The sequence below is a fragment of the Lysinibacillus sp. FSL P2-0066 genome (assembly GCF_037969495.1).
Classification (GTDB): domain Bacteria; phylum Bacillota; class Bacilli; order Bacillales_A; family Planococcaceae; genus Lysinibacillus; species Lysinibacillus boronitolerans.
The window spans coordinates 3,630,259-3,653,805 of the sequence record NZ_CP150202.1; the positions used below are offsets into that span (position 1 = coordinate 3,630,259).

Genomic DNA, 23,547 nt, shown 5'->3' on the forward strand with positions numbered 1-23,547 from the left:
TCCTTTAATCTACTAGTTTGAATGCTCTATAATAGTTATCATCCTTAATTTCTGAAAAGAGCATTAAAGACTGCCCGTCATATTCCCCTGGGAAAAACATCACCACAGGTACATCATCTACAAACTGATGTAAGTTATTTAAAATTTTATGTGAGCGCATCATCGGGTAACATTTCCCTACCCCTGTTAAAAAAACAATCGCATTTTTCGGTGTATGGTTTTTAATATATGCGAGCAGTTCATTACTTTGATTGTCTTCTTCCATTCGAAGCATCTCATTGACTGCTTTTGTAATTTCAGAAAAACCTTTTGTTTCCTCAAATTCCATACATAACTCTAAAAAGCCTTCTCGAATTAAAATATCTATAATGATATCGTACAAATCAAATATGACTAACTGAAAGTCGTGGTTATTGGTTGCATATTTTGATTTCAAATAATCAATCTGCTCTCTTACAAGTAACTCTTGCTCTGCTGGATAATCAAAAACGTAATAGCCTACCTCATTTCCTAATCCTTTATTTTCTCTGAAGTTAGGTTGCTTTATTTTATCTTCGAGCTGTTTCAGTCTATTTTCCAAATTCACCATTTAACTCCCCCCTGTAATAGCTTTAATCATTTGTGTCTCACCAATATCATTTAAATACTGTTCAAGTTCATAATCTAATATAGCAGGTGTTATACGTTTGCGTTTATCACTCAACGTTAATAAACCAGCATCCATTAAAAAATTCATATACGAACTCCGTAATCGTTTTAATGTAACATCTGTCCATTTACTTATCGTTTCATCTTGAGCTTGCTTGTTTTTAAAAAAGATGCTGATATCGCTTACTGTGAGTTCTTCCGCACCAAGTATAACTTTTTCTCGATACACCTCATATAAAAATTCAAAAAACAATGTGTTCTTACGGGCTATCGTATAAATCGTAATTAGCTTTTGCGTTTTGACATCTGCATTCAAAAACAGCTTGATTAACGTATCATCCAGTACCATAATTCTATTTTTTAAATAACCAAAATTACGATTTGCTCGATAAGGCTTCGAAATGCCTAACAAATTTTCATTTAAGCAAAGAAATTTTATTTCTTCCCATGATTTACCTTCATGTTTTAACTTTATAAGTAACTTCATTTCAACAAACCAAAATGATTCAGCAACCAACCCTGAACTATACTTTTCCATAGATCACACTCCAAATAAGAACTTACTTTTTAAGAACAGCAGAATGATAGCTATTTTCTACTTTAATCTACAAGACAATATCACCGTTGTCACATTCAAGTGTTTCCAAATTTCATTCAAAATATCTAGAAATACAATTTCGTTCATTTTGTATTGTAAATGTAGATGGAGTTACTTTTTCTGTTCTTCTTACTTCCGCATTTGTCAAATTCATTTCAATGATTATTTTCCATAGGTTTTTATAACTTACATTTTTGATAAATACACCTTTTGTTTGATGAATTCCATCAATTAACTTCGCTCGTAAATATACTTAAATATATTATTATTGATTTACATTGATTGATGTTCATTCAATAAAAAATCGTGCAAATACACGAATGAATTTCTATATAAACTAAATTTAACACCCATCTAACATTATAACGATTGCCTATACAAATGGGTAATTGATTTATAATTCAAATAGTGAAACCTTCTTAATAGTTAATCGTATACCTTATAAATGTCATTTTACAGGAGGTTTTATTATGAGAGAAGCTTGGCATACAAACGATGATAGACTATACATAATCCCTCAAAATTTACCTGCAGCTGAAATCGAGAATCATAAGCAAATTGCCAAAAAAGGAACATTTATTTGTCCTTATTGTAAGGCTCAATTATACGTAAAAAGTGGAGAGATTTTAGGGAATTTCTTTTCACATTTGCACGGGGAGAGTTGCGAAGCGTCTAAACAAAGCGAAGCACGTTATAGCAAGTATGAAAAGCAAAAGAAGAATGATACACCACGCCAACCACACATAGTAGCTCTAATAAACGACGAATTAAATGTATTAGCAAAAGTTTATCCACACGTTACAGTCATTCCTGGATATCTAAACCAGGACTTTTCAAAACACATCCCAGACATCACTTTAAAAATTAATGATTATAAGTACGCAATTACAATTGTCACTAACATTACCGTCTCTACAGATCAGGCTATTGCAAAATCTATTCAAAATCAAAAAAATTATTATGCATCATTAGGTTATGAACCGCTATTTTTCATTGAGCGTAACCATTTGGGCATTGATATTGATGGACAATCACTTGTGCTATGGAAAACAGAGCTACAGGCGTTAACAAGTCAAAAAGCAGATATTCATTGGAAAGATTTTTTAAAACAATTAGGGGAATTAGAGGACCTACAGGCGGTACTAAAGCTACCTAAAACAGACTTAAACGTGAAAAGTATAATGTATATTACGCCTGCTAATGAAGCCATTTCTATTGAAGCTTTCCATGTTTTAGAACATCCAAACACTTTACCACCTAAAGCACACTTCTTCGCAATGCCTTATAAACTAACATTTTCTCAAGCATTTAAAATAAACGATGAAAATCTTAGCCTAGCGGACCTAGACATCGAAATTAATAATCAATCAAAATACGCTGAACATTTTTTACAGGCAAAGGAAGCTTTTGAACGCCAACTTGAAGAAAAGGCTCTTTTAGCTAAGTTAGCGGCGGAAGAAAACAGAAAACAAGCTATCGAAAACCAGCAAACATATTTAGAAAGATATAGTCAAAGTAACTATGTAAAATCAGATAAGGATAAAAAGCGTGAACTAGTAATGAAAGCCTTCCTTTCTAATAATTAAATGAAAATTTATTTTTCCTCATTTAAAACCAAATCATATATCAAATAGCGAAAAGGGTTGTCCTAACGGATGGCCCTTTTTGTCTTTTTTAATGTTCATTACAAAACTATTTTCACACCAAAAAAAAGGCTTTAGACCTATAAGAATTAAAAAATCTAAAGATATAATGATTTGCGGATTTGAAACAATTTACTGGCAATTGCATTCAAAAAAAGGGATCAAAGCTATTCGAATATTTAATATGCCATGGTAGAATACTGCAAATTTTAGTGGGACAAGCTTTTTAGTCCTTCTAGGATTCAACAGCACCCTATCCGGAAGGGTTGCTATCAATGCATTTTTTCATGTCTAGGTACCTAGGCATGAAAATTAGTAATAACGGAGGAAAATGCGATATGCAAAACAATCAGGAATGTAATGAATTTGAACAAGAAGAAGAGCAAGAAGTAGAAAACGATTTTTCCGAACTAAAATTAGCAGAAGCTAAATTAGAACTAGAGTTTGAAAGTGAAATCTCACCTAATGTTAGAAGCGGCGGACTTCAATTAAGTAATAATCTCTTTGAAGAGATGTATGAAAGCATTAATAGTCTTGATGAGTATGGGTTTGAGTGGCAACCACCAATAACATTTGAAGAATCATCTCTAAAGCAATTTGACGTTAATGTTTTTCCGAACACCTTGAAAAATATGGTTTTAGCAGTAAGTCGCTTTACACAGACCCCAGTAGATTTTGCTGCAGTTTGTTTAATTGGTGTACTATCAACTGTTTTACAAAAAAAGTTTCACGTTAAACCAATCGAAGGCTGGAAAGAACCTTTAAACACATATACAGCCGTGTTATTACAAGCATCAAATCGTAAGTCGGCTGTTTTTGGATTAATGATGGGACCTTTATTAGATTATGAATCGAAACTTATTAAATCACATCAAGAAGTGCAAGAAAAGAATGAAAACCAACTATCTTTACTAAATAAACGTATAGATAAACTGGAAAATAAGTATGCAAAATCAGGTGAAAATGAAGTGCTAGAACAGTTGGAAAATTTGTGGACCTTAAGAGCAAAGTTAAAACCAAATCCAGCTCCGACACTCATTTTGGATAACTCAACTGAAGAAGTTGTTGTCTCCAGGATTTCTCAAAATTCCGAACGTATTACGATTGCTTCTTCAGAAGGAGATTTATTTGAACGGTTAAAATCATCTATTAAATTTGAAGCAAGTAAATTAGATGTGTATTTAAAGGGTTATTCTGGTGACTCACTGCGAACTGACCGAATCTCAAGAGGTACTGAACGAATAGAAGAACCTTTAGTAACAATTTGCATCTCAGCCCAGCCGACCGTAATTCAGGATATGCCTCAGAAAATCATTGATCGAGGCTTAATTCCTCGTTTTTTAATCGCTATGCCTGAAGATTTATTAGGTAAACGAGATGTGTACAATGCTAAACCAGTAGACTCTGAAACTAAATATCTATATAACAATTTAATTTCTAAACTACTAAGTTTCGAAGATAATGATTCTGTTGCACTTGAACTTTCCACGGAATCATACAATTTCCTGAAGAAATTTGAACACCATGTGGAGACATTATTTTTACCAGAACAGCTATATTGTGACTCCTTAAAAAGTTGGGGTGGGAAAATAATCGGTAATTTATTACGAATTACAGGTTTATTACATGTTGCTAAACACACTGACATCGCAAAGGATAAATCAGATATTCCTACAACAATTGAAGTAAAAACGTTAAAGGAAGCACTAAAGTTAAAGGAATATTTTGATTCCCAAATTATTAACGCTTATGGGATCATGTTTAGCAAGGAATCGAACGATATGGCTCAATATTTACTAGGTAAGTTAGAACTACTAACAGAAGAAAAGAAACAGCGTAAAGTTGCTAAGCAAGATTTATGGCAAAAGACAAAAAAGATTTTTACTACTGCCCCAACCTTTAACCTAGTACTAAAAATTTTAGAAGAGCGTAGCTTTATCCAGTTTGACTTAGGTGGTAAATCAGGACGAAAAGAATTTATTATCTTATCTCCCTTTGTAAACAATGATAAAAAAATTTAACAGTAGCTATTCGAATATGAGAAAATGGCTGTTATTATATTTCCAGCTTTTAAAAAACAAAGCTAGATTTCAAGTCTTATAGCAAGAGAAAGGTAGGAAATTCGGATGCAACCACGTGATTTAGAAAATGAAGAATGGATGAATTTAAAAACCGCTGCTGAGTATTTAAATGTATCTTACAAAACGCTAATGACTTTTCGTGCAAAGGGATTAGAAGTAGCAGAGATCGGTCGTATTCGACGCGTGTCAAAATCAGCATTAGATGAATTTATGAAACAAAATAGCTTTTAAAACTAGATATTTGAGGGGAATTACTTCGCAAAACTAATCTCTTCAATTAAATAAAATTCAATCGTGGAGGATATATAACATGCTAAATATTTCAAAAAAGTACCCACAAATTAAATCATATCAATTAAAGGATGAAACAACAGTATTTCGTTTTACCGTATACCTTGGCGTTGATCCTTTAACAGGTAAAGAAAAAATCGTAACCCGAAGTAAATTTAAAACTGTAAAACAAGCGGAGCGAGCAATTGAAAAGTTAAAATTTGAATTTAGTAACGGGCTAAATCCCTCAAATATGTTAAAGACGTTTAAAGATGCTTATGTATTTTGGGACGAAGCATATAAAGTATCAGGAATTACGATGAGTACTTACTCTAAAACAGAGGGTTACTTTAAAAATCATATTTTACCGTTCTTCGGCGAAAAGAAATTAGCAAAAATTAATGTCGCAATGTGCGAGCAATTTGCTATCGGACTTTCAAAAAAACTGAAGTATTTTCATCACATTGTTAACTATGCTTCAGATGTTATGGAAACAGCGTTTCGTCTCGGAGATATTCATAAAAATCCTTTCAAGTTTGCACGAATTCCAAAGGAAGTACCTCATACTCAAAACGATAATTACATCGAAGTAGCAGATTTCAAAAAATTACTTCAAGTTTTACCCGAACTAGATTATAAAAAACAATGTTTATTACGTCTTCTTATGTATACAGGGATGCGTAAAGGCGAATTATTGGTTTTAACCTGGTCTGATGTAGATTTTGATAACGGACAACTTTCGATTCATTCAGCTTACTCCTATTCAAAACATAACAGGGGTAAAAATGTTGGTCTTACCAAAGGGAAAATTAGTCATATTATTCCTTTAGACCCTACAACCTTAGAGATGTTGAAAACATGGGAAGAGTTACAATTTAGACAGTTGAAGCAATTGGGTCTACCTCGTAAATCGGATAATGAACAGATAATTTTCAATAACACAGTCAATAAATATTTAAAAACAAGTTCTCCAAATGACTATCTAACTGAAGCTATTGATAAAGCTAATATCAAGTATGTTACAGTTCATGGTTTACGCCATACCCACGTGACACACCTTCTTGAAGCCGAAGCAGACTTTTTTGGTATTAAGGATCGTGTAGGACATTCAAAAAAGGAGAATACGACTCATATGTTTTATTCGCATGCTACAAATAAAATAAAACAAAATACTTTACAATGTTTACTTGATTACTATAAAGAATTTGATATCAATTAATCAGGAGGAAAACAGATGAAAAATGAAATTTAAACGAAAATACCGGACTTAAAATGTTACGAAGAGTGCCTCTAAGGAATTCTCATTCGATGACTTTCCACTCTGCACCTCCCGATATCTAATCGAATAAATATTTATTTAATACGCAATAGAACCTCAAAACTCTATTGCGTTTTTTGTTGTCTTACAATGTCTTATTTGCTAAAGCGTCGCCTATCACATAAACTGAAACTGTAGTACTAGTTACTACAACCTCTTTGTCTCCGTAAGCACGAAACAGGAGGAACATATGGTTAATATTAAAAGTTACAAACTAAAAACTAATGAAATCCGATATAAATTCCACATTTATATAGGCACAGATCCATTAACAGGCAAGGAAAAAACAACTACTCGTAGCGGCTTTAAAACAAAGAAAGAAGCTAAAGAGGCTTATTATGAGTTGCAACAAGAAATTAAAAATGGTACTTTCGGAAAAGTTTCTAAAGACACGTATCAAGAGGTCTATGAATTATGGTTAGAACAATATGAAAATACAGTAGAGGATAGCACCCTATTAAAAACTAAACGTATTTTCAGCAATCACATTTTAACTGCCTTCGGATCATATCGAATTGCTAATATTGATGCCGCAATCTGTCAAAAGCATGTAAACCAATGGGCAAAAAAACTAAAGCGCTTCAAAATGGTGAAAAACTATGCAGCTCTTGTTATGAAGTACGCTATGAAACATGGCATCATTGATAATAACCCTTTTGAATTAATCGAAATGCCTATTATCAAAGCAAAAATTTCAATTGATGAGGACGATGAAGAGTTTGAAAATTTTTATTCGCGTGAGGAGCTTGTACAGTTCTTAACCCTTTTACAAGAAGACCCTAATATTAAAAAGCGAGCTGTTTTTCGTTTGCTCGCTTTCTCTGGAATGCGTAAAGGGGAAATTTTCGCTTTAAAATGGAAGGATATCGACTTTGATACTTTTGATGTTCGAATTACTAAAGCAGTGAAACGTGGCGAGAAAGGGCTTTATCTTGGACCAACAAAAAATGGTAAACCTCGAACAATCAAAATTGATGAAGAAACCATTGAGATTTTAAAATTATGGCGAAGTGAGCAAGAAAAGATTTTTGCTGAGAAAGGGATTAACACTAATAAGAAGCAACAATTAGTGTTCTCTAATATTTACAACGTTCTTCAAGACCCTAATAAAACTGTACAATGGCTTTCAGACTTCCTTGTAAAACACAGTTTGGTGCATATTACGACACACGGACTACGTCACACACATTGCTCGTTGTTATTCGAAGCGGGTGCCTCGATTAAAGAAGTTCAGTATCGTTTAGGCCATAACGATGTGAAAACAACATTAGAAATTTATGCCCATGTTACTCGAAAAACGAAAGAAGGTACTATTAATAAATTTACAGCCTTTTTAAACAATGAATCCGATTAATTCCTAACAAAGGATTAACAAAGGTTAATAAGGTTTTTAATAAGGATTCAATCCTATTCAGTACAACTCAAAGGCAATAAAAAAGCGCCATAAACGTTGATATATCAACATTTATGACACTCCATGAAATTCAGTAAATTTCACTGTATGGAGACGGCGGGAGTCGAACCCGCGTCCAGAAACTCCAATACTTCAGCTTCTACGCGTGTAGTTTGCCTATTTACGATTCACGTAACATTATGCCGACAAACAGGCGTCCTGTACGCTAACCTGGAAATCTCTTGCCGATGACTCAGGTGGCACCATCGACCGTATCCCACTAAAGTTGGGCCCCACGTTCTCTACATGGGCGATAGAGAGGCAGAGCGCTTACGAGCTTACGCTGCGAAAGCTAAGTTTTGTTGTTTGCCAGTTATTATATAACTGTCGTTGATGACGGAGCCGAGCCCTCCGACGCGCGACCAAAGCTTGAACCATCCCTGTCGAATCCGTAACGTCCCCTTGAATATGAAGCGAAGCAGCTTGGCCTCGTTCAAACAAAGAGCTAGAATTGCTTCTAGTACGGTGGGAGCTTAAAAGTACGCTTCCATGAAATCTGGCAATCAGTAATACATATTATAAAACAAAATGAGAGAGAGTTCAAGTGTACCGCTTTAATAGAAAAAATTGGCTTAGCTATAAATACTATCCGCCAGATTAAGTCTGCTATCCATTACTTTTGCTACTCTATCCACCACTTTTCAACCTCTATCCGTCACTTTCGCCATTCTATCCGCCACACTCGCTCGCCCCACCCAACAACGAAAAAAACTCACCGCTATTCGCAGTGAGCTTTATCTAAATCTATTAAAATTGATTTTTTGCCTTGAAGGCACGTTCCATCTCGCGTTTGGCTTCTTTTTTGCGCATGTCGTTGCGCTTGTCGTAGTCTTTTTTCCCTTTACCGATGCCAATTAGGAGCTTGGCGTAGCCATCCTTGATGTACATTTTCAGTGGAACGATTGTGTAGCCGTCACGTTTTACGGCACCGACTAGCTCGCCGATTTGCTTTTTGTGGAGCAGCAGCTTGCGAGTGCGTAGTGGATCGTGGTTGAAACGGTTGCCTTGTTCGAATGCGCTAACGTGCATATTGTTGATCCATGCCTCGCCATTACGGACGCGGACAAAGGAGTCTTTCAGTTGGACTTTGCCTGCACGGATGGATTTGATTTCTGTACCTGTTAGGACCATGCCTGCTTCGATTGTTTCTTCGATGAAGTAGTCGTGGCCTGCTTTTTTGTTTTGTGCTAATACTTTACCAGAACCTTTTGCCATATCTTTCACCCTCTACTTAAAAGGTTGAGCTTAAGCGAAAGCACCCTTCCAATGGATACTTTCGCTTAGGCTTATTTACGTTTTGTTTTTTTCTTTTTGCCTTTTTTGGCAATGCCCTCATAGAACTTTTGCTTTTGCTTCACGCGTTTTTTAGGACCTGGGCTTGAGTCATCTTTGCGGCGTCCACGTGGATCACGGTCGCTTTCGCGTCGTTCACCTTGCTTTGATGATGAGCTACGAGTTCCACGGTCATCCTCTTGACGACCACCTCTACGATTGCCACCACGTCCGCCTTTTTCCTCATCACTGCGTGTGCTTCGGCGACTGCGTCCACCTTTGTTATCGCTGTAATTTTTACGTGCATGAATAACAGTTGGTGCTGCTTTGCGTGTTCGTCCATATGAAGTTACCATTCCAACGATTTCAAAGTCAATGGATGACTCCTCAATAATGACATTTGCCACACGAACTGTCACTTCATCACCAATACGGAATTGGCGATTTGTTCGTTCCCCGATCATAATCATTTGACGATCATCGAAGCGGTAGTAATCATCTGTCATATTGCTAATATGGACAAGTCCTTCGATGGTGTTTGGTAGCTCCACGAAAATACCGAAGTTTGTAATGGATGAAACAATTCCTTCGAATTCTTCGCCAATTTTGTCGGACATATATTGGGCTTTTTTCAGTGCGTCTGTATCACGTTCTGCATCAACAGCACGACGTTCACGCTCAGATGTGTGGTCAGCAATTTCATCCATTGCCATACTCCACTGTGCAACGGTTTCTCTCGATGTATCCTTGTTAATTAAATACGTACGAATTAAACGGTGTACAACTAAGTCAGGATAACGACGAATTGGTGATGTGAAGTGTGTATAGAAATCCGTTGATAAGCCAAAGTGTCCAAGACTTTCAGGGTAGTACTTCGCCTGCTGCATTGAACGTAAGAGCATCGTTGAAATAACAGGCTCCTCTGGCATCCCTTCAATTGCCTTCAATACATCCTGTAATGCCTTAGGATGAACGGTATTACCAGTACCTTTAATTAAAATACCGAAGTTCGTGACAAATTCAAAGAAGCGTTGAAGCTTTTCAGGCTTTGGATCTTCGTGAATACGGTATAGAAACGGTACATTCATCCAGTGGAAGTGCTCTGCCACTGTTTCATTGGCAGCTAGCATGAAGTCTTCAATTAATTTCTCCGCTACTGTTCGTTCACGTAATTCAATATCAACTGGCCATCCTTCTTCGTTTACGATCACCTTGGATTCTTTGAAGTCAAAGTCAATGGCTCCTCGCATTTCGCGTTTACGGCGTAAAATACCCGACAGCTCAGCCATGTTTTTAAACATTGGAACAAGTGGCTCATAGCGTTCAATTAGTGCCTCATCCTGCTCCTCTAAAATCTTGTAAACGTCCTTATACGTCATACGCTCAGTCGTTTTAATGACACTTTGGAAAATTTCATGTGCAACCACATTACCATTCGCATCAATAATCATTTCACAGGATAGTGTTAAACGGTCAACCTGTGGATTTAATGAACAAATACCGTTTGATAAACGATGTGGAATCATTGGAATTACACGGTCCGTTAAATAAACACTTGTCGCACGATCGTAAGCTTCAATGTCAATGACTGAGCCTTGCGTTACATAATAACTTACGTCTGCAATATGTACGCCAAGCTTATACGTACCATCTACATTTTTCGTTACGGTTACAGCATCATCTAAATCCTTTGCATCTGCACCATCAATTGTCACAATCGTTTCATGACGTAAATCACGACGACCTACTAAATCGGCCTCGGTAATTTCATCTGGCACACGTTGTGCAGCAGCAATGACTTCATCTGGGAATTCAGGTGGAATGTCATGCTTATATAAAATGGATAAAATGTCCACACCCGGATCATTTTTATGCCCTAAAATTTTTGTAATATAGCCTGTAGCAGATTTTAAATCCTCTGGCCATGTTGCTACCTCAACAACAACCTTATGTCCATCGACAGCTCCTAATGTATCTCCTTTGGCAATAAAGATATCCATTGGTAGCTTTTTATCATCTAGGACAACAAAGCCGAAGCCACGGTTAGCCTGAAATGTGCCGACAAAGCTTGTTTGACCGCGCTCAACGACCTTTGTAACCGTCCCCTCACGTCGATCACCAAATGATTCCTTTAAAACACGAATCAGAACGATGTCTCCGTTAATGGCACCGTTAATTTCATGCGGTGGAATGAACACATCATCCATGCCCTCGACATCAGGTGTCACGAAGCCAAAGCCCTTCGCATGTCCGATAAATTTACCTCTTAGCAAATTCATACGCTCTGGTAGGCCATAGCGATTGGAGCGAGAACGCACAACTAAGCCCTGCCCTTCCATGCGGACAAGCGTTTTTACAAGCTCCTTGAACTCCTCCGCATCCTCAAAGCCGAATTCATCCTCGATTTCACCGACGGTTAGTGGTTTATAATCATCTTTGCTGAAAAAATCGAGTAAACGACTTTGTAGTGTATCTTTTTGATCTTTCATACATATTCCCTCCTTCATGAGAAAATCCTATTTATAATTATTGTGCCCAATTTAGGCTTTCTAAAAAGCGATAAATGTCCTCATGTAATTGATCTTTTTCTTGATCTAATGTAATAACATGTTTTGAGTTTTCATACCACTTGATGTGCTTTTCAAGTGACTCAGTTTGATTATATATAATGTTGGCAGATTCTGTCTCTATTACTTCATCATTTGTAGCTTGTACGACAAAAATAGGCGCATAAATCATGTCAATTTCTTGACGAGTGCGGGCTATAAATTCTCGTAGTTGCTGTAGAGATGGCATGCCTTTGTCAGCAATACTTGCAACTTCAGCTTCAATTTGTTCTTCCTGTTTCCCTTGGAACTTTTTATAGTCCCTTGCATATTTCAAGACACCCTCAAACATAACGTCGGTTGTACGCATTGTCATAGGGGCACACATTGTAACAATTCCTTTAACAGGATTATTTAATGCAACGTTTAATGCCATAACACCGCCTAATGAAAGGCCAGCAACGGCTATTTCCTGATAGCCAGCATCCTGTAACTGTTTGTAGGCGGCAACAACATCCTGCCACCAGTCTGCTGGACCTGTTGTGATTAGTTCTTCTGGTTCCACACCGTGACCTTTATAGTGAGGTGCTAATGTAGTATACCCTTTTTTCTCTAAAAATCTACCAAGCATTCGTACGTCTGCAGAGCTTCCTGTGAAGCCGTGTAATAATAAAACAGCACGTGGTCCTGCCTGAAAGAAAAATGGCTGTGATAATGATTTGTTCACTGTAAGCACTCCTTCATTCTAAAACACTTATACATACTATACCCATTCTCGTCATCTCGATGATGCCCAGCGGATGGCATTGGTTATTTCGTCACAATTCATTTTTAACTACTGAGAGAGAATTTACCATTTAACAATGATAAAAGAAAACGCCCAACCAATTCGGTTAGGCGATATATCTTCAACTATTAGATTTTTGTAATAGCGATTGCTAATAAAAAGAACACTATAGCTAACACAATTGTTGCACGGTGAAGGATTAAATCCATACCACGTGCTTTTTGCTTTCCAAATAGTTGCTCAGCTCCACCCGAGATGGCACCTGATAAGCCTGCACTTTTACTAGATTGAAGTAATACCACAACGATTAACGCTAATGATACGATAACTAATGAAACTAATACTACTGTATGCATTCACTGCACCTCCCGAACTTTGAAACATCACAACAGACTACATTATAACAAAAAAAGGTTACGATGACAAACTTCGCTTTATGTTTTGCTGGAAATTTTCCGCCTCATGCTTCCATCCTTGTCGACTTATGCTACTATTTGTGGATGTCACTCCCTGTAAATTAAATTATAATGGCAAAAATGAATTTTTTTGGAGGGTGGGAAAATGAATAAAAAAATAGCAGCGCTGCTTGTATTATGCTGCATGATTCCCTTTCTTACGGCATGCTCAAAGGCCATTGACCTACTTCTTGAGGAAGAGGATGTAACAACTACAACCTTAGCAGAAGATACAGAGAATGATATGAAGAAACCAGAAAGTAAAGCGTTATCTGCCTCTTTTTCACCGAATGATCTTTTCTCAACCTCATTATTTAAGGATGATCCTGCCTTACTACAATTCACTAAAAGAGTCGAAAAACAAGTAGCAAAGTTTGAACAGCACTTTGAAGTCCCTTATACTGGGAAGCTAAACTTCGAAGATTTTGAGGTGCAGCTGAATGACTTAAATAGCCTGCTTTCCTTCGTTAATCCCTATACAGCTGGTTATTTTCTTACTTATGAATGGACGGCTTGGGAAACAGATGATGGCTATCTGGTAGAGTTGTCGATTGATTACTTAACAGATGCCAAAAAGGAGCAAAAGGTCGATCAATATGTAGAGGCTTTTGCTGACCAGTATATTACGACAGATATGACAGATTTTGAACGTGCTAAAATCATTAATGATACGGTCGTACAGTTAGCCACTTATACAGAACAAGGCTCTACTGAGGGACAAACGGTTTTTGAGCTGATAGACGAGGAAACTGCGGTATGTCAAGCCTATGCTCTGCTAGCTTATCGCCTATTATTAGCTTCGGATTTAGAAGCGAAATATGTTTATGGCTATAGTGAGGATCAGCTACATGCTTGGAATTTAGTCAGTATCGATGGCAATTGGTATCATCTTGATACAACGTGGAATGATGTGGATTCAGCGGAGCCTTATGCGATTTCCTATGAATACTTTTTAGTCAGTGATGAAAAACTAAGCCAAGATCATTTATGGGTAAAAGAAAATTATTTTACTGCTACAAATAACAATTATGATTTTATGCATGATATGTGGTATGCCAATACTGTGGATGATGTGATTTATTATAATAGTATCAATGATAATATGGTCTATTCCTATAATTTAGCCACAAATGAAAACAATCAAATTACAGAAACGGCATGCTATTATTTAGCTACTTATGATGATTCCATTTATTGCAGTGACTATGACAATGCTGGTTATTTAACAAAAATTAATGTTCAGGACGGCTCAGAAGAAGTCTTACTAGAAGATGAAGTCCTTAACTTGTACATCGAAGAAGACATTTTATATTATGAAACGATTGATGGCGCACAACATCAGGAAAATTTGTAATGCCCCAAAAGAATCTGTGTGACTATTACACAGATTCTTTTCTTCCTCTTTATTTACATAATTACCATCTTTCATTAACAAACCTTTAACGCTAGCTTTACACCCTTCCTTTACACTTACAGTTGAATTCACCTAAAGGAGGAAAATCATGAAATACGCAAAAAAATGGACTTCATTGTTTTTAGCAAGTGCAGTGACTTTATCCGCAGTTAGTATCCCACAGCAAGAGGTACATGCAGCCGAAGTAAAGAAACCGACAAATGTCATTATGCTTGTGATGGATGGTAGCAGTAATAATGCTGTCACCCTTTCTCGTTGGTATAAAGGTGAAAGCCTAGCAATGGATGAAATTTTATCGGGTGCTATGCGCACATATTCTGCTGAATCAGCCATTACTGATTCCGCGCCTGCTGCTACAGCATTAGCAACTGGGCATAAATCGAACGATAAATATATAGGTGTGCTCCCCTCTGTGATCAACTCCCCTGGATTAGCGCAAATCGCTAAGGAAGATGCCTTCCGACCTGTTGCCAATGTGCTAGAAGGAGCTAAGCAGCAAGGTAAGGCCACTGGGTTAATTTCTACTTCCGAAATTCAACATGCTACACCAGCTGGTTTTTCTGCACACGTCAACAATAGAAGTCAATACGGGGATATTGCAGAGCAGCAAGTTTATCAAAATATTGATGTTGTCTTAGGCGGTGGTCTAGAATCACTTTCACCAGGCACATCAAAAAATGCTCGTCAAGATGGCGAAGACTTAATCAAGGTTTTGAATGAAAAAAATTATGATCTCGTTAAAACACGCGATGAGCTTTTTAATAGTCAATCCTCAAAAATTTGGGGAAGCTTTGCACCAAGTGCACTTGCTTATGATTTAGATCGTGCAAAAACAAGGGCATCTGAGCCTACACTTGCTGAAATGACGAATAAAGCAATCAATACGCTGAAAAAGGATGAGGACGGCTTCTTCCTCTTTGTAGAAGGTAGTAAGGTTGACTGGGCTGCACATGCCAACGATACAATCGGTATCATTAGCGATATATTATCATTCGATGCTGCAGTGAAAGAGGCGGTTGATTTTGCGAAGGAAGACGGTAACACTTTAGTCATTGCAGTAACTGATCATGGAAATAGCGGCATTACGATGGGGAACGCTAACACTACTAGTACCTATTCTAGCATTCCAGTCTCTGCTTACATCGACCCGTTAAAAAAAGCTACGATGACCATTGAAGGAGCTTTAAGCCAACTAAAAGAAGATCGCTCTAATTTAGTTGAGGTCGCTGCTCTATATGGCTTAGACTCGTTAACGGAGGTCGAGCTTAAAACATTACAGTCCGCTAAAGACTTAGGCAATGAAATGGTAAAAATGCTAGCCAATCGTGCTAACATTGGTTATACAACAGGTGGCCATACGGGTGAAGATGTATTCTTATACTCATTTGGTCCTTCTAAATTGACAGGATTAGTTGAAAACACTGATTTAGCTCATACAATGGCACGCTTTATGGGCTTTGACTTAAACACATTAACAAATGATTTATATGTGCCTGCAACGAAGGCATTTACGGAAAAAGGATTTACAACAAAAATCGACTTATCAGATAAAGAAAACCCAACATTTATTGCACAAAAAGCAGATATCACAGTGAAAATTCCAGTCAATAAAAACACGATGACGTATGAACAAATTTCCTCAAACACGGCAAAGACTCATACATTTGATACAATCAATGTCTACAATGGCTCTGAATTTTATGTATCTAAAAAAGTTATTAATGAAGTGAAATAAAAATAATAGCACGAACATAAGTTGAAATTATTCCCTTATGTTCGTGCTTTTTTTACATAAGATAACCAACCAATAGTTTGTAAAACCCACACATTCCCCCAAAACCTTAAATTTACCTTAAATTAATCTTATGATTTACTGAATTCATCTTAATTCAGCAACATTTTTCTCCACATTCCGTCAAATCAGTGTTAAAAACATAAGGTAAGGATTTTTAACTAGTAAATTACTATTTTTTGAAAGTTTAATCTTATACTTTTTTTCATTGGAGGTGGACAAATGCAATCCATCAAAAATAATGAGTATTTACGCTTCATTGGCTTCACGCTGTTTTATTTGATTGTTTTGGTACTGTTGTTTCTTATACATGGCTTCCATGATATGAACGCTGGACCATTTATATATACGGAATTTTAAATAAAGGAGATTAAAATATGTTAAGTATTTTGGCAGCTATTGAACGTGTGGCCATCCAGCAGCCACAAAAAACTGCTTATCAGACACACAATGCCTCCTTAACTTATAGTGAGCTTTGGCATTTATCGGATCGTCTTGCCGATTATTTAATGAAGCTTAACTTGCGGAGACAACAACCTATTGTCATTTATGGACATATGTCCCCCCTGCAAATTGTTGCGTTTATCGGAGCTGTAAAGGCTGGCCATCCATATGTACCTGTTGATTCATCAACACCATCGGAAAGATTACAGCTCATTACAGAAGCTTCTGGAGCAGGTTTAGTATTGACAACAGAGCTATTACAGATGCAGATGAACATTCCCGTTATGGCAGTGCATGATATTCTGGATGCCTCCTCAAAGGACGTGATCCTATCATCCGCAACATGGGTTCAAGATGAGGATATCCATTATATTATTTACACTTCTGGTTCAACGGGTCAACCAAAAGGGGTTCAAATAACAGCTAGTAATCTAACACACTTTGTTATGTGGATGCAGGAGCACTTCCCTTTACAGGAAGACGGCGTATTTTTAAATCAAGCACCTTATTCCTTTGATTTATCTGTTATGGATCTCTACCCAGCTCTTGTTGGTGGACACACACTTTATGCGATTACACAGCAAGAAATTGCTAATCCAAAAGCGTTGTTTGATACATTAGCGACGTCAAATACTCGTGTATGGACTTCTACACCTTCCTTTGCCAAGATGTGTTTGATGAACAAAGAATGGGATCAAAAACTCATGCCTGCATTGGATACTTTTTTATTTTGCGGAGAGGTATTACCGATAGCGGTATGTAACGAGTTGATGCTCCGTTTTCCACAGGCAATAATTTATAATTTATATGGTCCTACAGAAACAACAGTTGCTGTATCCTATGTAAAGGTGACGAAAGAGCTAGTAGCTCGCTTCGAACAATTACCGATTGCCCCTATAACGGAGCCAAACGTATCTGTAGCTGAAGATGGAGAAATTATTATTTCAGGGCCAACCGTTAGCGCAGGGTATTTGGGGGCGCCTAAATTAACAGCTAAAGCTTTCCCGATCGTGGATGGCGATCGCATCTATCAAACGGGTGATATAGGCTATGTGCAGGATGGTTATTTGTTCTTTTCAGGTCGTAAGGATTTCCAAGTGAAATTACATGGCTACCGTCTAGAGATTGAAGAGATTGAAAAACAAATTAGTAACCTGCCACCTGTTTCAAGCTGTGTCGTTGTACCTGTTTATAAAGAGAAGGAAATCATTTCTCTTAGTGCCCATATTGTTTTACATGAGCCATTAACAGACGGTGCTTTTAAAACAACAAAGCAATTGAAGGCACTTTTATCAGCGTACTTACCTGCCTATATGATACCGAAAACGTTTAAATATATGGACGCTTTACCACTAAATCCAAATGGTAAGGTAGATCGTAAAGGATTGGCGGTTATGGAGACAGTATGACGCCTTATGGAAATATAGCATTTTTTGTGATCATCGGACTTTTATTACTACCTACCATCCTCTTAGGGTTACGAGGCAAATCTTCGAAACGCTATAATCTTTTTGTTTCGGTCATTGTCTTAGCATTAATCTTCGGACATTCAATGAATGGGACCATCTCGCTCGTATTATTTACTGTCTTTCAGGTAGTTCTTATTGTGGCTTATCAGCGTTACCGACTTCAGCAAAATAGCGGAACCATTTTTATAATAGCAGTGCTTTTATCCATATTACCCCTGATTCTTGTGAAGGTTTTGCCGATTCTCGGGTTACATCATTTATTTGGCTTCCTTGGTGTATCCTACATTACGTTTAAAGCGGTGCAAATGATTTTAGAAACCCGTGATGGCTTGATGAAAGAGAAATTTTCGGTAGTAGAGCTAGTCTATTTCTTATTATTCTTTCCTACCGTATCATCGGGACCTATTGATCGTTGGCGTCGTTTTACAAAGGATTTTCATACCGTGCCTTCCTCGGAGGAGTACCAAAAGCTGCTATTGAGTGGCATTAACTATATTTTTGTCGGCTTTTTATATAAGTTTATTTTGGCTTATTTAATTTACAACTACACGCTTATTTATTTGCCTAACCATACGTATAACTATTTGACACCTTTTCAGGGGCAGCTAGCGTATATGTATATGTATAGCTTTTACTTATTCTTTGATTTTGCTGGCTATAGTGCATTTGCTGTCGGTGTGAGTCGGATAATGGGTATCCAAACACCGATTAACTTTAATCGCCCATTCGCCAGCCGCAATATTAAAGATTTTTGGAATCGTTGGCATATGAGCCTTTCCTTCTGGTTTAGGGATTATGTCTATATGCGCTTTGTCCTTTGGATGACAAAGAAAAAATGGTTAAAAAATAAATTTGCTATTTCGTATATAGGCTTCTTTTTACTATTCTTTTTAATGGGTATTTGGCATGGTCTGGAATGGCACTTTGTGGTCTATGGACTCTATCATGCCCTATTGATTATTAGCTTTGATAAATTTGAGCGCTGGAATAAAAAGCATAAGCGTTGGCCAAAAAATAAATGGACGCATGCTATTGGCGTAATCATTACGTTTCATGCTGTATGCTTTGGCTTCTATATTTTTTCTGGCACATTATTTTAAACAAAGGGCTGTAAGAGCCTGTTCACTAAAGGAGAATTATTAATGGATCAACAACAAGTTTTAGAAATGCTAGTCGAGTTATGTGAAGATGAAATTATTGTAGAAAATCCAGATATTGATTTATTTGAAGAAGGTTTACTAGATTCATTTGGGACAATTAATTTATTAGTTGAAATTGAAAACCGTTTTAATATTTCTGTCCCTATTACTGATTTCAATCGTGAAGAATGGAATACGCCTAATCGAATAGCAGGGAAATTAGCTGAAAGACAATGATCAAAAAAGGCTTTCTTTCTTTATTTATTGCATTTGCTCTTTTTACTGGCTTTGTCTTTTTTCCTAATGCTTGGATTAAAGCATGGATATCCAATGAGGATGTGGAGCAAGCCAAAACAAACATGTCTCCACTTGTATTTCAGGGCACATATTTACAGGAGCGAATGTTGCAAGAGCCTAGTTCCATGCCACTTTATGGATCCTCAGAATTAAACCGATTTGATCCATTCCATCCATACAATTATACGCGAGCAACTGATGCTCCGTATTCGACATTTATGATTGGGCGTGGAGGCATGCAGTCCATTACCCACTTCTTGAATTTCGCAGCACAAGAAAACAATTTAAAGGATAAAAAAGTGGTCTTTATTATCTCCCCTCAATGGTTTACAGAGAAGGGCATGGGTGAATTTCACTTTTCACCGAATTATTCCATGTTACATGCTTATGATTTAGCCTTTAATCAGGAGATGGATGCCAACCTTCGTAAAAGAGCAATGGAGCGCCTACTTGAATTTGATACTGTCAAACGAGATCGCCTCTTAAAGACCATGTACCAATATCAAATGTCTAACGGCAAGGAAAAACCAATTACTGGACGTATGGCCATGGTTGCGGGGCGTTTCCACAAGGCGTTACTAGAAAAGAAGGATTTATATTATTCCCTTTTCCCACGTAAAGGTCATGCATTAAAAAGTAATGACAAGCTCATTGCCAATCAAAGCTTTGAGCAACAATTGCAGCATGCAGAGGCCTATGGGGAGAAGCGTGTATCCAACGATTATATGATTGAAGATCGCGCCTATCAGCGACTTGTAAATGCTAAATTTTCAAAGTTTAAAGATATACGAAAAAAAGAGGATTATACAAACTCTCCTGAATATGAGGATTTCCAACTAGTTATCGATGTTTTAAAAGATGCTGGTGCCAAGCCACTATTCGTCTCCATTCCAGTCAATGGCTATTGGTATGATTATAATGGCTATCCTGAGGAGCGTCGTCAAAAGTACTACGATAAAATGGAGCAAGTATTAAAGGATGCAAATGTTGCCTATGTTGATTTTTCAGATCATGAATATGATCCTTACTTTATTATGGATACGATTCATATTGCCTGGAAGGGCTGGGTCTATCTCGATCAGCAATTAGATCAGCATTGGTCACAGCCATAAACATAATCAGGACAGTCTAACATAGTAGACTGTCCTTTCCTATTATCGTAAGAGACCTTTTATGTAAAGCGCCATTTGCTCGCTTATTTCATTTAGTTTTTCAATGGCTTCACTAAATTGTTGAACCTGCTCTGCCTGATCATTTGAAGCTACTTCAATTTGCTCCATGCTCTCCATAAGTGCTTGAATATTACTCGTAATCGTTTTAAGAGAGGTTTCACTGTTGCTGTAGTTGTCTCACTAGAAAGTTTACTTACCTCTTGATCCCCATAGCCCTATCCCCCTCTAATTTTCTTTATTATACTTGACTGCTTGGGGTATACATACTTCTAATCAGAACCACCAGTATAACTGGTGGTTTGCTCTGCGCGTGAAACGCTGGGGTACTGGCCCATGTCTAAAGACATTCTGAATGGTCCGCCAACCGCACTCCGTTTTCACACAAACCGCTAAAGCGGCTTACTTATTTTTTCTTTCTCTTGATTTCTTCTCCTGTGAATGGGTCAATGAATTCTTTCATCGTCATTTGATCTTGCAGGATATCTTCTTGTAATTGATTTTTTATATACTCCTGTATCTTTTTCTTATTTCGGCCGACTGTGTCCACATAGTATCCTCGACACCAGAATTGACGATTACCGTATTTATACTTTAAATTTGCATGTCGGTCGAAAATCATTAGACTACTCTTCCCTTTTAAATAACCCATGAACGCAGATACACTCAATTTCGGTGGAATACTTACCAACATATGAATATGGTCAGGACAGGCTGTTGCCTCTATGATTTCTACATCTTTTCTTTCACATAATTGGCGCAATATTCTTCCAACATCCGCTTTAATTTGACCATAAATAATCTGCCTTCTATACTTTGGCGCAAAGACGATATGATACTTACAATTCCACGTTGTATGTGCTAAACTTTTATTATCCATTTATGGGGGCTCCTTTCGTACGAAGTCGGTTGACTAGACCTGACTTTATTGTACGTTTGGAGTTTTTTTATTGTCCATAGCTAAAAGCTTTCCGGAACCCCCTGCATAGCAGGGGGTTTTCAAAGCACACAAATAAAATACCTCAAAGTATGTACTGAAGTGACCCCTAAAAGTTAGACACGGTTATTTCGTTTAGACAGCTTGGGTAAAATGAGTTCGGTACTGCACTGGACTCATTTTTAATTTTGCCTTCATACGTTTCGTGTTGTAATAGTTTATATAGTTTTCCAGTTCCTTTTTAAAATGCTCGACACTTTTAAATTCCTTTAAATAGAGAAATTCTGACTTCATGATGCCAAAGAAATTCTCCATGACAGAATTGTCGTAACAGTTGCCTTTACGCGACATACTTTGCACAATCCCTCTTGATTGAAGGGCGTGGCGATATTGTTTCATTTGATAATGCCAGCCTTGATCGGAATGCATGAGGAGCTGGTGTTCTTCTGGCAACCGCTCTAAAGCCTTTTCTACCATCTCTGAAACTAACGAATATGTAGGTCTAGAGCCAATTGTATACGTAATAATTTCGCCATTAAATAAGTCTAAAACAGGCGATAAATAAAGCTTTTCACCAATTAACTTAAACTCTGTAATATCTGTTACCCATTTCTCATTAGGCGCTTTTGCTGTAAAATTGCGATCTAAAATGTTAGGCGCAATTTTACCAACTGTCCCTTTATATGACTTATATTTTTTCATACGAACGATGCACTTTAAGCCTAGCGCTTTCATCAGGCGTTGCACTTTCTTATGATTCACTTTTTGCCCACGATTCGCTAGCTCATCACGAATGCGACGATAGCCATAACGGCCTTCATGTTCCTTATAGATTTCTTGAATTTCGGCCTTTAACTCGGCATCTGGATCGGGACGATTCATCTTCTTTACTAAATCATAGTACGTGCTACGTGGAATTTCTGCGAACGCTACAAGCGCCTTCACCGAGTATTTATGCCTTAATTCATAGATGACGTTTACTTTGTCTTCTTTGGTGATTTTTCCTTGGCTTGAACTAAGGCGTTTAACTTTTTTAAATATTCGTTTTCCATACGTAGACGATTGATTTCTGCTTGAAGTGCTTCTGGTGAGCCTTCTACTGGTGCTTGTTTTGGTTGTTTATTTGTTTCTTTTTTCATGGATGGACGCCCCTTTTTCTTTGATTGAAGGGCATCGAATCCTTTTGTTTCAAATTGTTTTTTCCAAAAACGAAGTGTAGAAGGAGTAGCTATATTAAAGATAGCTGCCGTTTCAAGTAAGGACGTACCGTTTTCAATCATATAGTTTAGTACGTCTAGTTTAAACTGTGCCGAATAATTTGTATATCGTTTTATAAACGCTTCTACGCCGTTATACTCATATTGTTTCACCCAATTAAGAATCGCTTTGTGATCTGTTCCAATTAATCTAGCAATTTCATGTGAACTTTCTTTACCTTCTATGTAACGCAGGGCTGCTTGTAATTTTTCTTCTGATGTATATTTTGCCATATAAAAACTGCTCCTCCAATTGTTAGATGTGTCTAACAATTGGGGAGCAGTTCAGTACATACTTTGAGGTATTATTTGTCTATTATTTAGTTGTAGAACGATTGTAAATCAAGATACTGAGCTGTTGAACCAAGTTGCTCTTTAATGCAAAGAGTTGGTTAATTTTACTACACGGTCTGTACGTGATGGAGCACCTGAGCATGCACCTTAATTGATTATGGTCAATTCTATGAAGTCTACAATAAATTCGGGAGTCTTAGTGAACACAAAAACTTGAAATTTCGGATTTCGCTTGTTCCGTTTTGTAAGGTCCAAATTGTGACTG

At 37.1% G+C, this 23,547-nt stretch carries 21 protein-coding genes and 1 other RNA gene; 12 read left to right on the forward strand and 10 right to left on the reverse strand.

Annotation, left to right across the window (positions count from 1 at the left end):
- Positions 1–4: 4 nt before the first annotated feature.
- Entirely contained in the window at positions 5–589 is a 585-nt protein-coding gene (locus MKZ14_RS18035) for a DUF1788 domain-containing protein (protein ID WP_339280299.1), read from the reverse strand.
- A complete protein-coding gene (locus MKZ14_RS18040; protein ID WP_339280300.1) occupies positions 590–1,186 on the reverse strand; it encodes a DUF1819 family protein in 597 nt (198 codons plus the stop codon).
- 530 nt (positions 1,187–1,716) lie between these two features.
- Here MKZ14_RS18040 and MKZ14_RS18045 point away from each other — a divergent pair.
- The 5 genes from MKZ14_RS18045 to MKZ14_RS18065 all read left to right on the forward strand — a co-directional run bounded on the left by MKZ14_RS18045 (position 1,717) and on the right by MKZ14_RS18065 (position 7,912).
- Entirely contained in the window at positions 1,717–2,832 is a 1,116-nt protein-coding gene (locus MKZ14_RS18045; protein ID WP_339280301.1) for a competence protein CoiA family protein, read from the forward strand.
- 395 nt (positions 2,833–3,227) lie between these two features.
- Positions 3,228–4,910 carry a YfjI family protein gene (locus MKZ14_RS18050; RefSeq protein WP_339280302.1) on the forward strand — a complete coding sequence of 561 codons (1,683 nt, stop codon included), beginning with the start codon at positions 3,228–3,230 and terminating at the stop codon, positions 4,908–4,910.
- A 105-nt stretch (positions 4,911–5,015) separates the two neighbouring features.
- A complete protein-coding gene (locus MKZ14_RS18055) occupies positions 5,016–5,201 on the forward strand; it encodes a helix-turn-helix domain-containing protein (RefSeq protein WP_289449719.1) in 186 nt (61 codons plus the stop codon).
- A 79-nt stretch (positions 5,202–5,280) separates the two neighbouring features.
- A complete protein-coding gene (locus tag MKZ14_RS18060) occupies positions 5,281–6,459 on the forward strand; it encodes a tyrosine-type recombinase/integrase (RefSeq protein ID WP_339280303.1) in 1,179 nt (392 codons plus the stop codon).
- A gap of 289 nt (positions 6,460–6,748) precedes the next feature.
- Entirely contained in the window at positions 6,749–7,912 is a 1,164-nt protein-coding gene (locus MKZ14_RS18065) for a site-specific integrase (RefSeq protein WP_269897772.1), read from the forward strand.
- A gap of 145 nt (positions 7,913–8,057) precedes the next feature.
- Here MKZ14_RS18065 and ssrA read toward each other — a convergent pair.
- The 5 genes from ssrA to secG all read right to left on the reverse strand — a co-directional run bounded on the left by ssrA (position 8,058) and on the right by secG (position 12,972).
- Positions 8,058–8,413: a transfer-messenger RNA gene (ssrA, locus tag MKZ14_RS18070) on the reverse strand.
- Between the two features lie 345 nt (positions 8,414–8,758).
- Entirely contained in the window at positions 8,759–9,226 is a 468-nt protein-coding gene (gene smpB, locus MKZ14_RS18075) for an SsrA-binding protein SmpB (RefSeq protein ID WP_016994795.1), read from the reverse strand.
- Between the two features lie 71 nt (positions 9,227–9,297).
- A complete protein-coding gene (gene rnr / locus MKZ14_RS18080; protein WP_333003707.1) occupies positions 9,298–11,772 on the reverse strand; it encodes a ribonuclease R in 2,475 nt (824 codons plus the stop codon).
- Positions 11,773–11,809: 37 nt separating this feature from the next.
- On the reverse strand, positions 11,810–12,556 hold the full coding sequence (locus MKZ14_RS18085; RefSeq protein ID WP_016994797.1) for a carboxylesterase: 747 nt from the start codon (positions 12,554–12,556) through the stop codon (positions 11,810–11,812).
- A gap of 188 nt (positions 12,557–12,744) precedes the next feature.
- Positions 12,745–12,972: a preprotein translocase subunit SecG gene (gene secG / locus MKZ14_RS18090; protein ID WP_004228101.1), complete on the reverse strand. Its 228-nt coding sequence runs from the start codon at positions 12,970–12,972 to the stop codon at positions 12,745–12,747.
- 205 nt (positions 12,973–13,177) lie between these two features.
- On the opposite strand from secG, the gene MKZ14_RS18095 reads away from it, so the two are divergent.
- The 7 genes from MKZ14_RS18095 to dltD all read left to right on the forward strand — a co-directional run bounded on the left by MKZ14_RS18095 (position 13,178) and on the right by dltD (position 20,738).
- A complete protein-coding gene (locus tag MKZ14_RS18095) occupies positions 13,178–14,425 on the forward strand; it encodes a DUF5050 domain-containing protein (protein ID WP_339280304.1) in 1,248 nt (415 codons plus the stop codon).
- Between the two features lie 148 nt (positions 14,426–14,573).
- Positions 14,574–16,220 carry an alkaline phosphatase gene (locus MKZ14_RS18100; protein WP_339280305.1) on the forward strand — a complete coding sequence of 549 codons (1,647 nt, stop codon included), beginning with the start codon at positions 14,574–14,576 and terminating at the stop codon, positions 16,218–16,220.
- A gap of 279 nt (positions 16,221–16,499) precedes the next feature.
- Positions 16,500–16,637: a teichoic acid D-Ala incorporation-associated protein DltX gene (locus tag MKZ14_RS18105; RefSeq protein WP_004228095.1), complete on the forward strand. Its 138-nt coding sequence runs from the start codon at positions 16,500–16,502 to the stop codon at positions 16,635–16,637.
- A gap of 17 nt (positions 16,638–16,654) precedes the next feature.
- A complete protein-coding gene (dltA, locus tag MKZ14_RS18110; protein WP_339280306.1) occupies positions 16,655–18,130 on the forward strand; it encodes a D-alanine--poly(phosphoribitol) ligase subunit DltA in 1,476 nt (491 codons plus the stop codon).
- Positions 18,127–19,290, forward strand: coding sequence for a D-alanyl-lipoteichoic acid biosynthesis protein DltB (dltB, locus tag MKZ14_RS18115; protein ID WP_333003713.1), 1,164 nt, complete (start codon positions 18,127–18,129; stop codon positions 19,288–19,290). The genes dltA and dltB overlap by 4 nt, the downstream gene beginning before the upstream one ends.
- A 42-nt stretch (positions 19,291–19,332) precedes the next feature.
- On the forward strand, positions 19,333–19,566 hold the full coding sequence (dltC, locus tag MKZ14_RS18120; protein WP_016994756.1) for a D-alanine--poly(phosphoribitol) ligase subunit 2: 234 nt from the start codon (positions 19,333–19,335) through the stop codon (positions 19,564–19,566).
- Positions 19,563–20,738: a D-alanyl-lipoteichoic acid biosynthesis protein DltD gene (gene dltD / locus MKZ14_RS18125; RefSeq protein WP_339280307.1), complete on the forward strand. Its 1,176-nt coding sequence runs from the start codon at positions 19,563–19,565 to the stop codon at positions 20,736–20,738. Before dltC ends, dltD begins: the two co-directional genes overlap by 4 nt.
- A gap of 42 nt (positions 20,739–20,780) precedes the next feature.
- Here dltD and MKZ14_RS18130 read toward each other — a convergent pair whose 3' ends face one another.
- The 3 genes from MKZ14_RS18130 to MKZ14_RS18140 all read right to left on the reverse strand — a co-directional run bounded on the left by MKZ14_RS18130 (position 20,781) and on the right by MKZ14_RS18140 (position 23,222).
- Complete coding sequence (locus MKZ14_RS18130; RefSeq protein ID WP_274517289.1) at positions 20,781–20,906, reverse strand: hypothetical protein; 126 nt, start codon at positions 20,904–20,906, stop codon at positions 20,781–20,783.
- Positions 20,907–21,201: 295 nt separating this feature from the next.
- Positions 21,202–21,675 carry an IS200/IS605 family transposase gene (tnpA, locus tag MKZ14_RS18135; protein WP_036129052.1) on the reverse strand — a complete coding sequence of 158 codons (474 nt, stop codon included), beginning with the start codon at positions 21,673–21,675 and terminating at the stop codon, positions 21,202–21,204.
- A gap of 192 nt (positions 21,676–21,867) precedes the next feature.
- Positions 21,868–23,222, reverse strand: a protein-coding gene (locus tag MKZ14_RS18140; RefSeq protein WP_339280308.1) for an IS3 family transposase whose coding sequence is annotated in 2 segments (ribosomal slippage) — positions 21,868–22,754 and positions 22,754–23,222 — 1,356 coding nt in all. Because the reading frame shifts where the segments join, the coding sequence is not laid out codon by codon here.
- Positions 23,223–23,547: the final 325 nt, after the last annotated feature.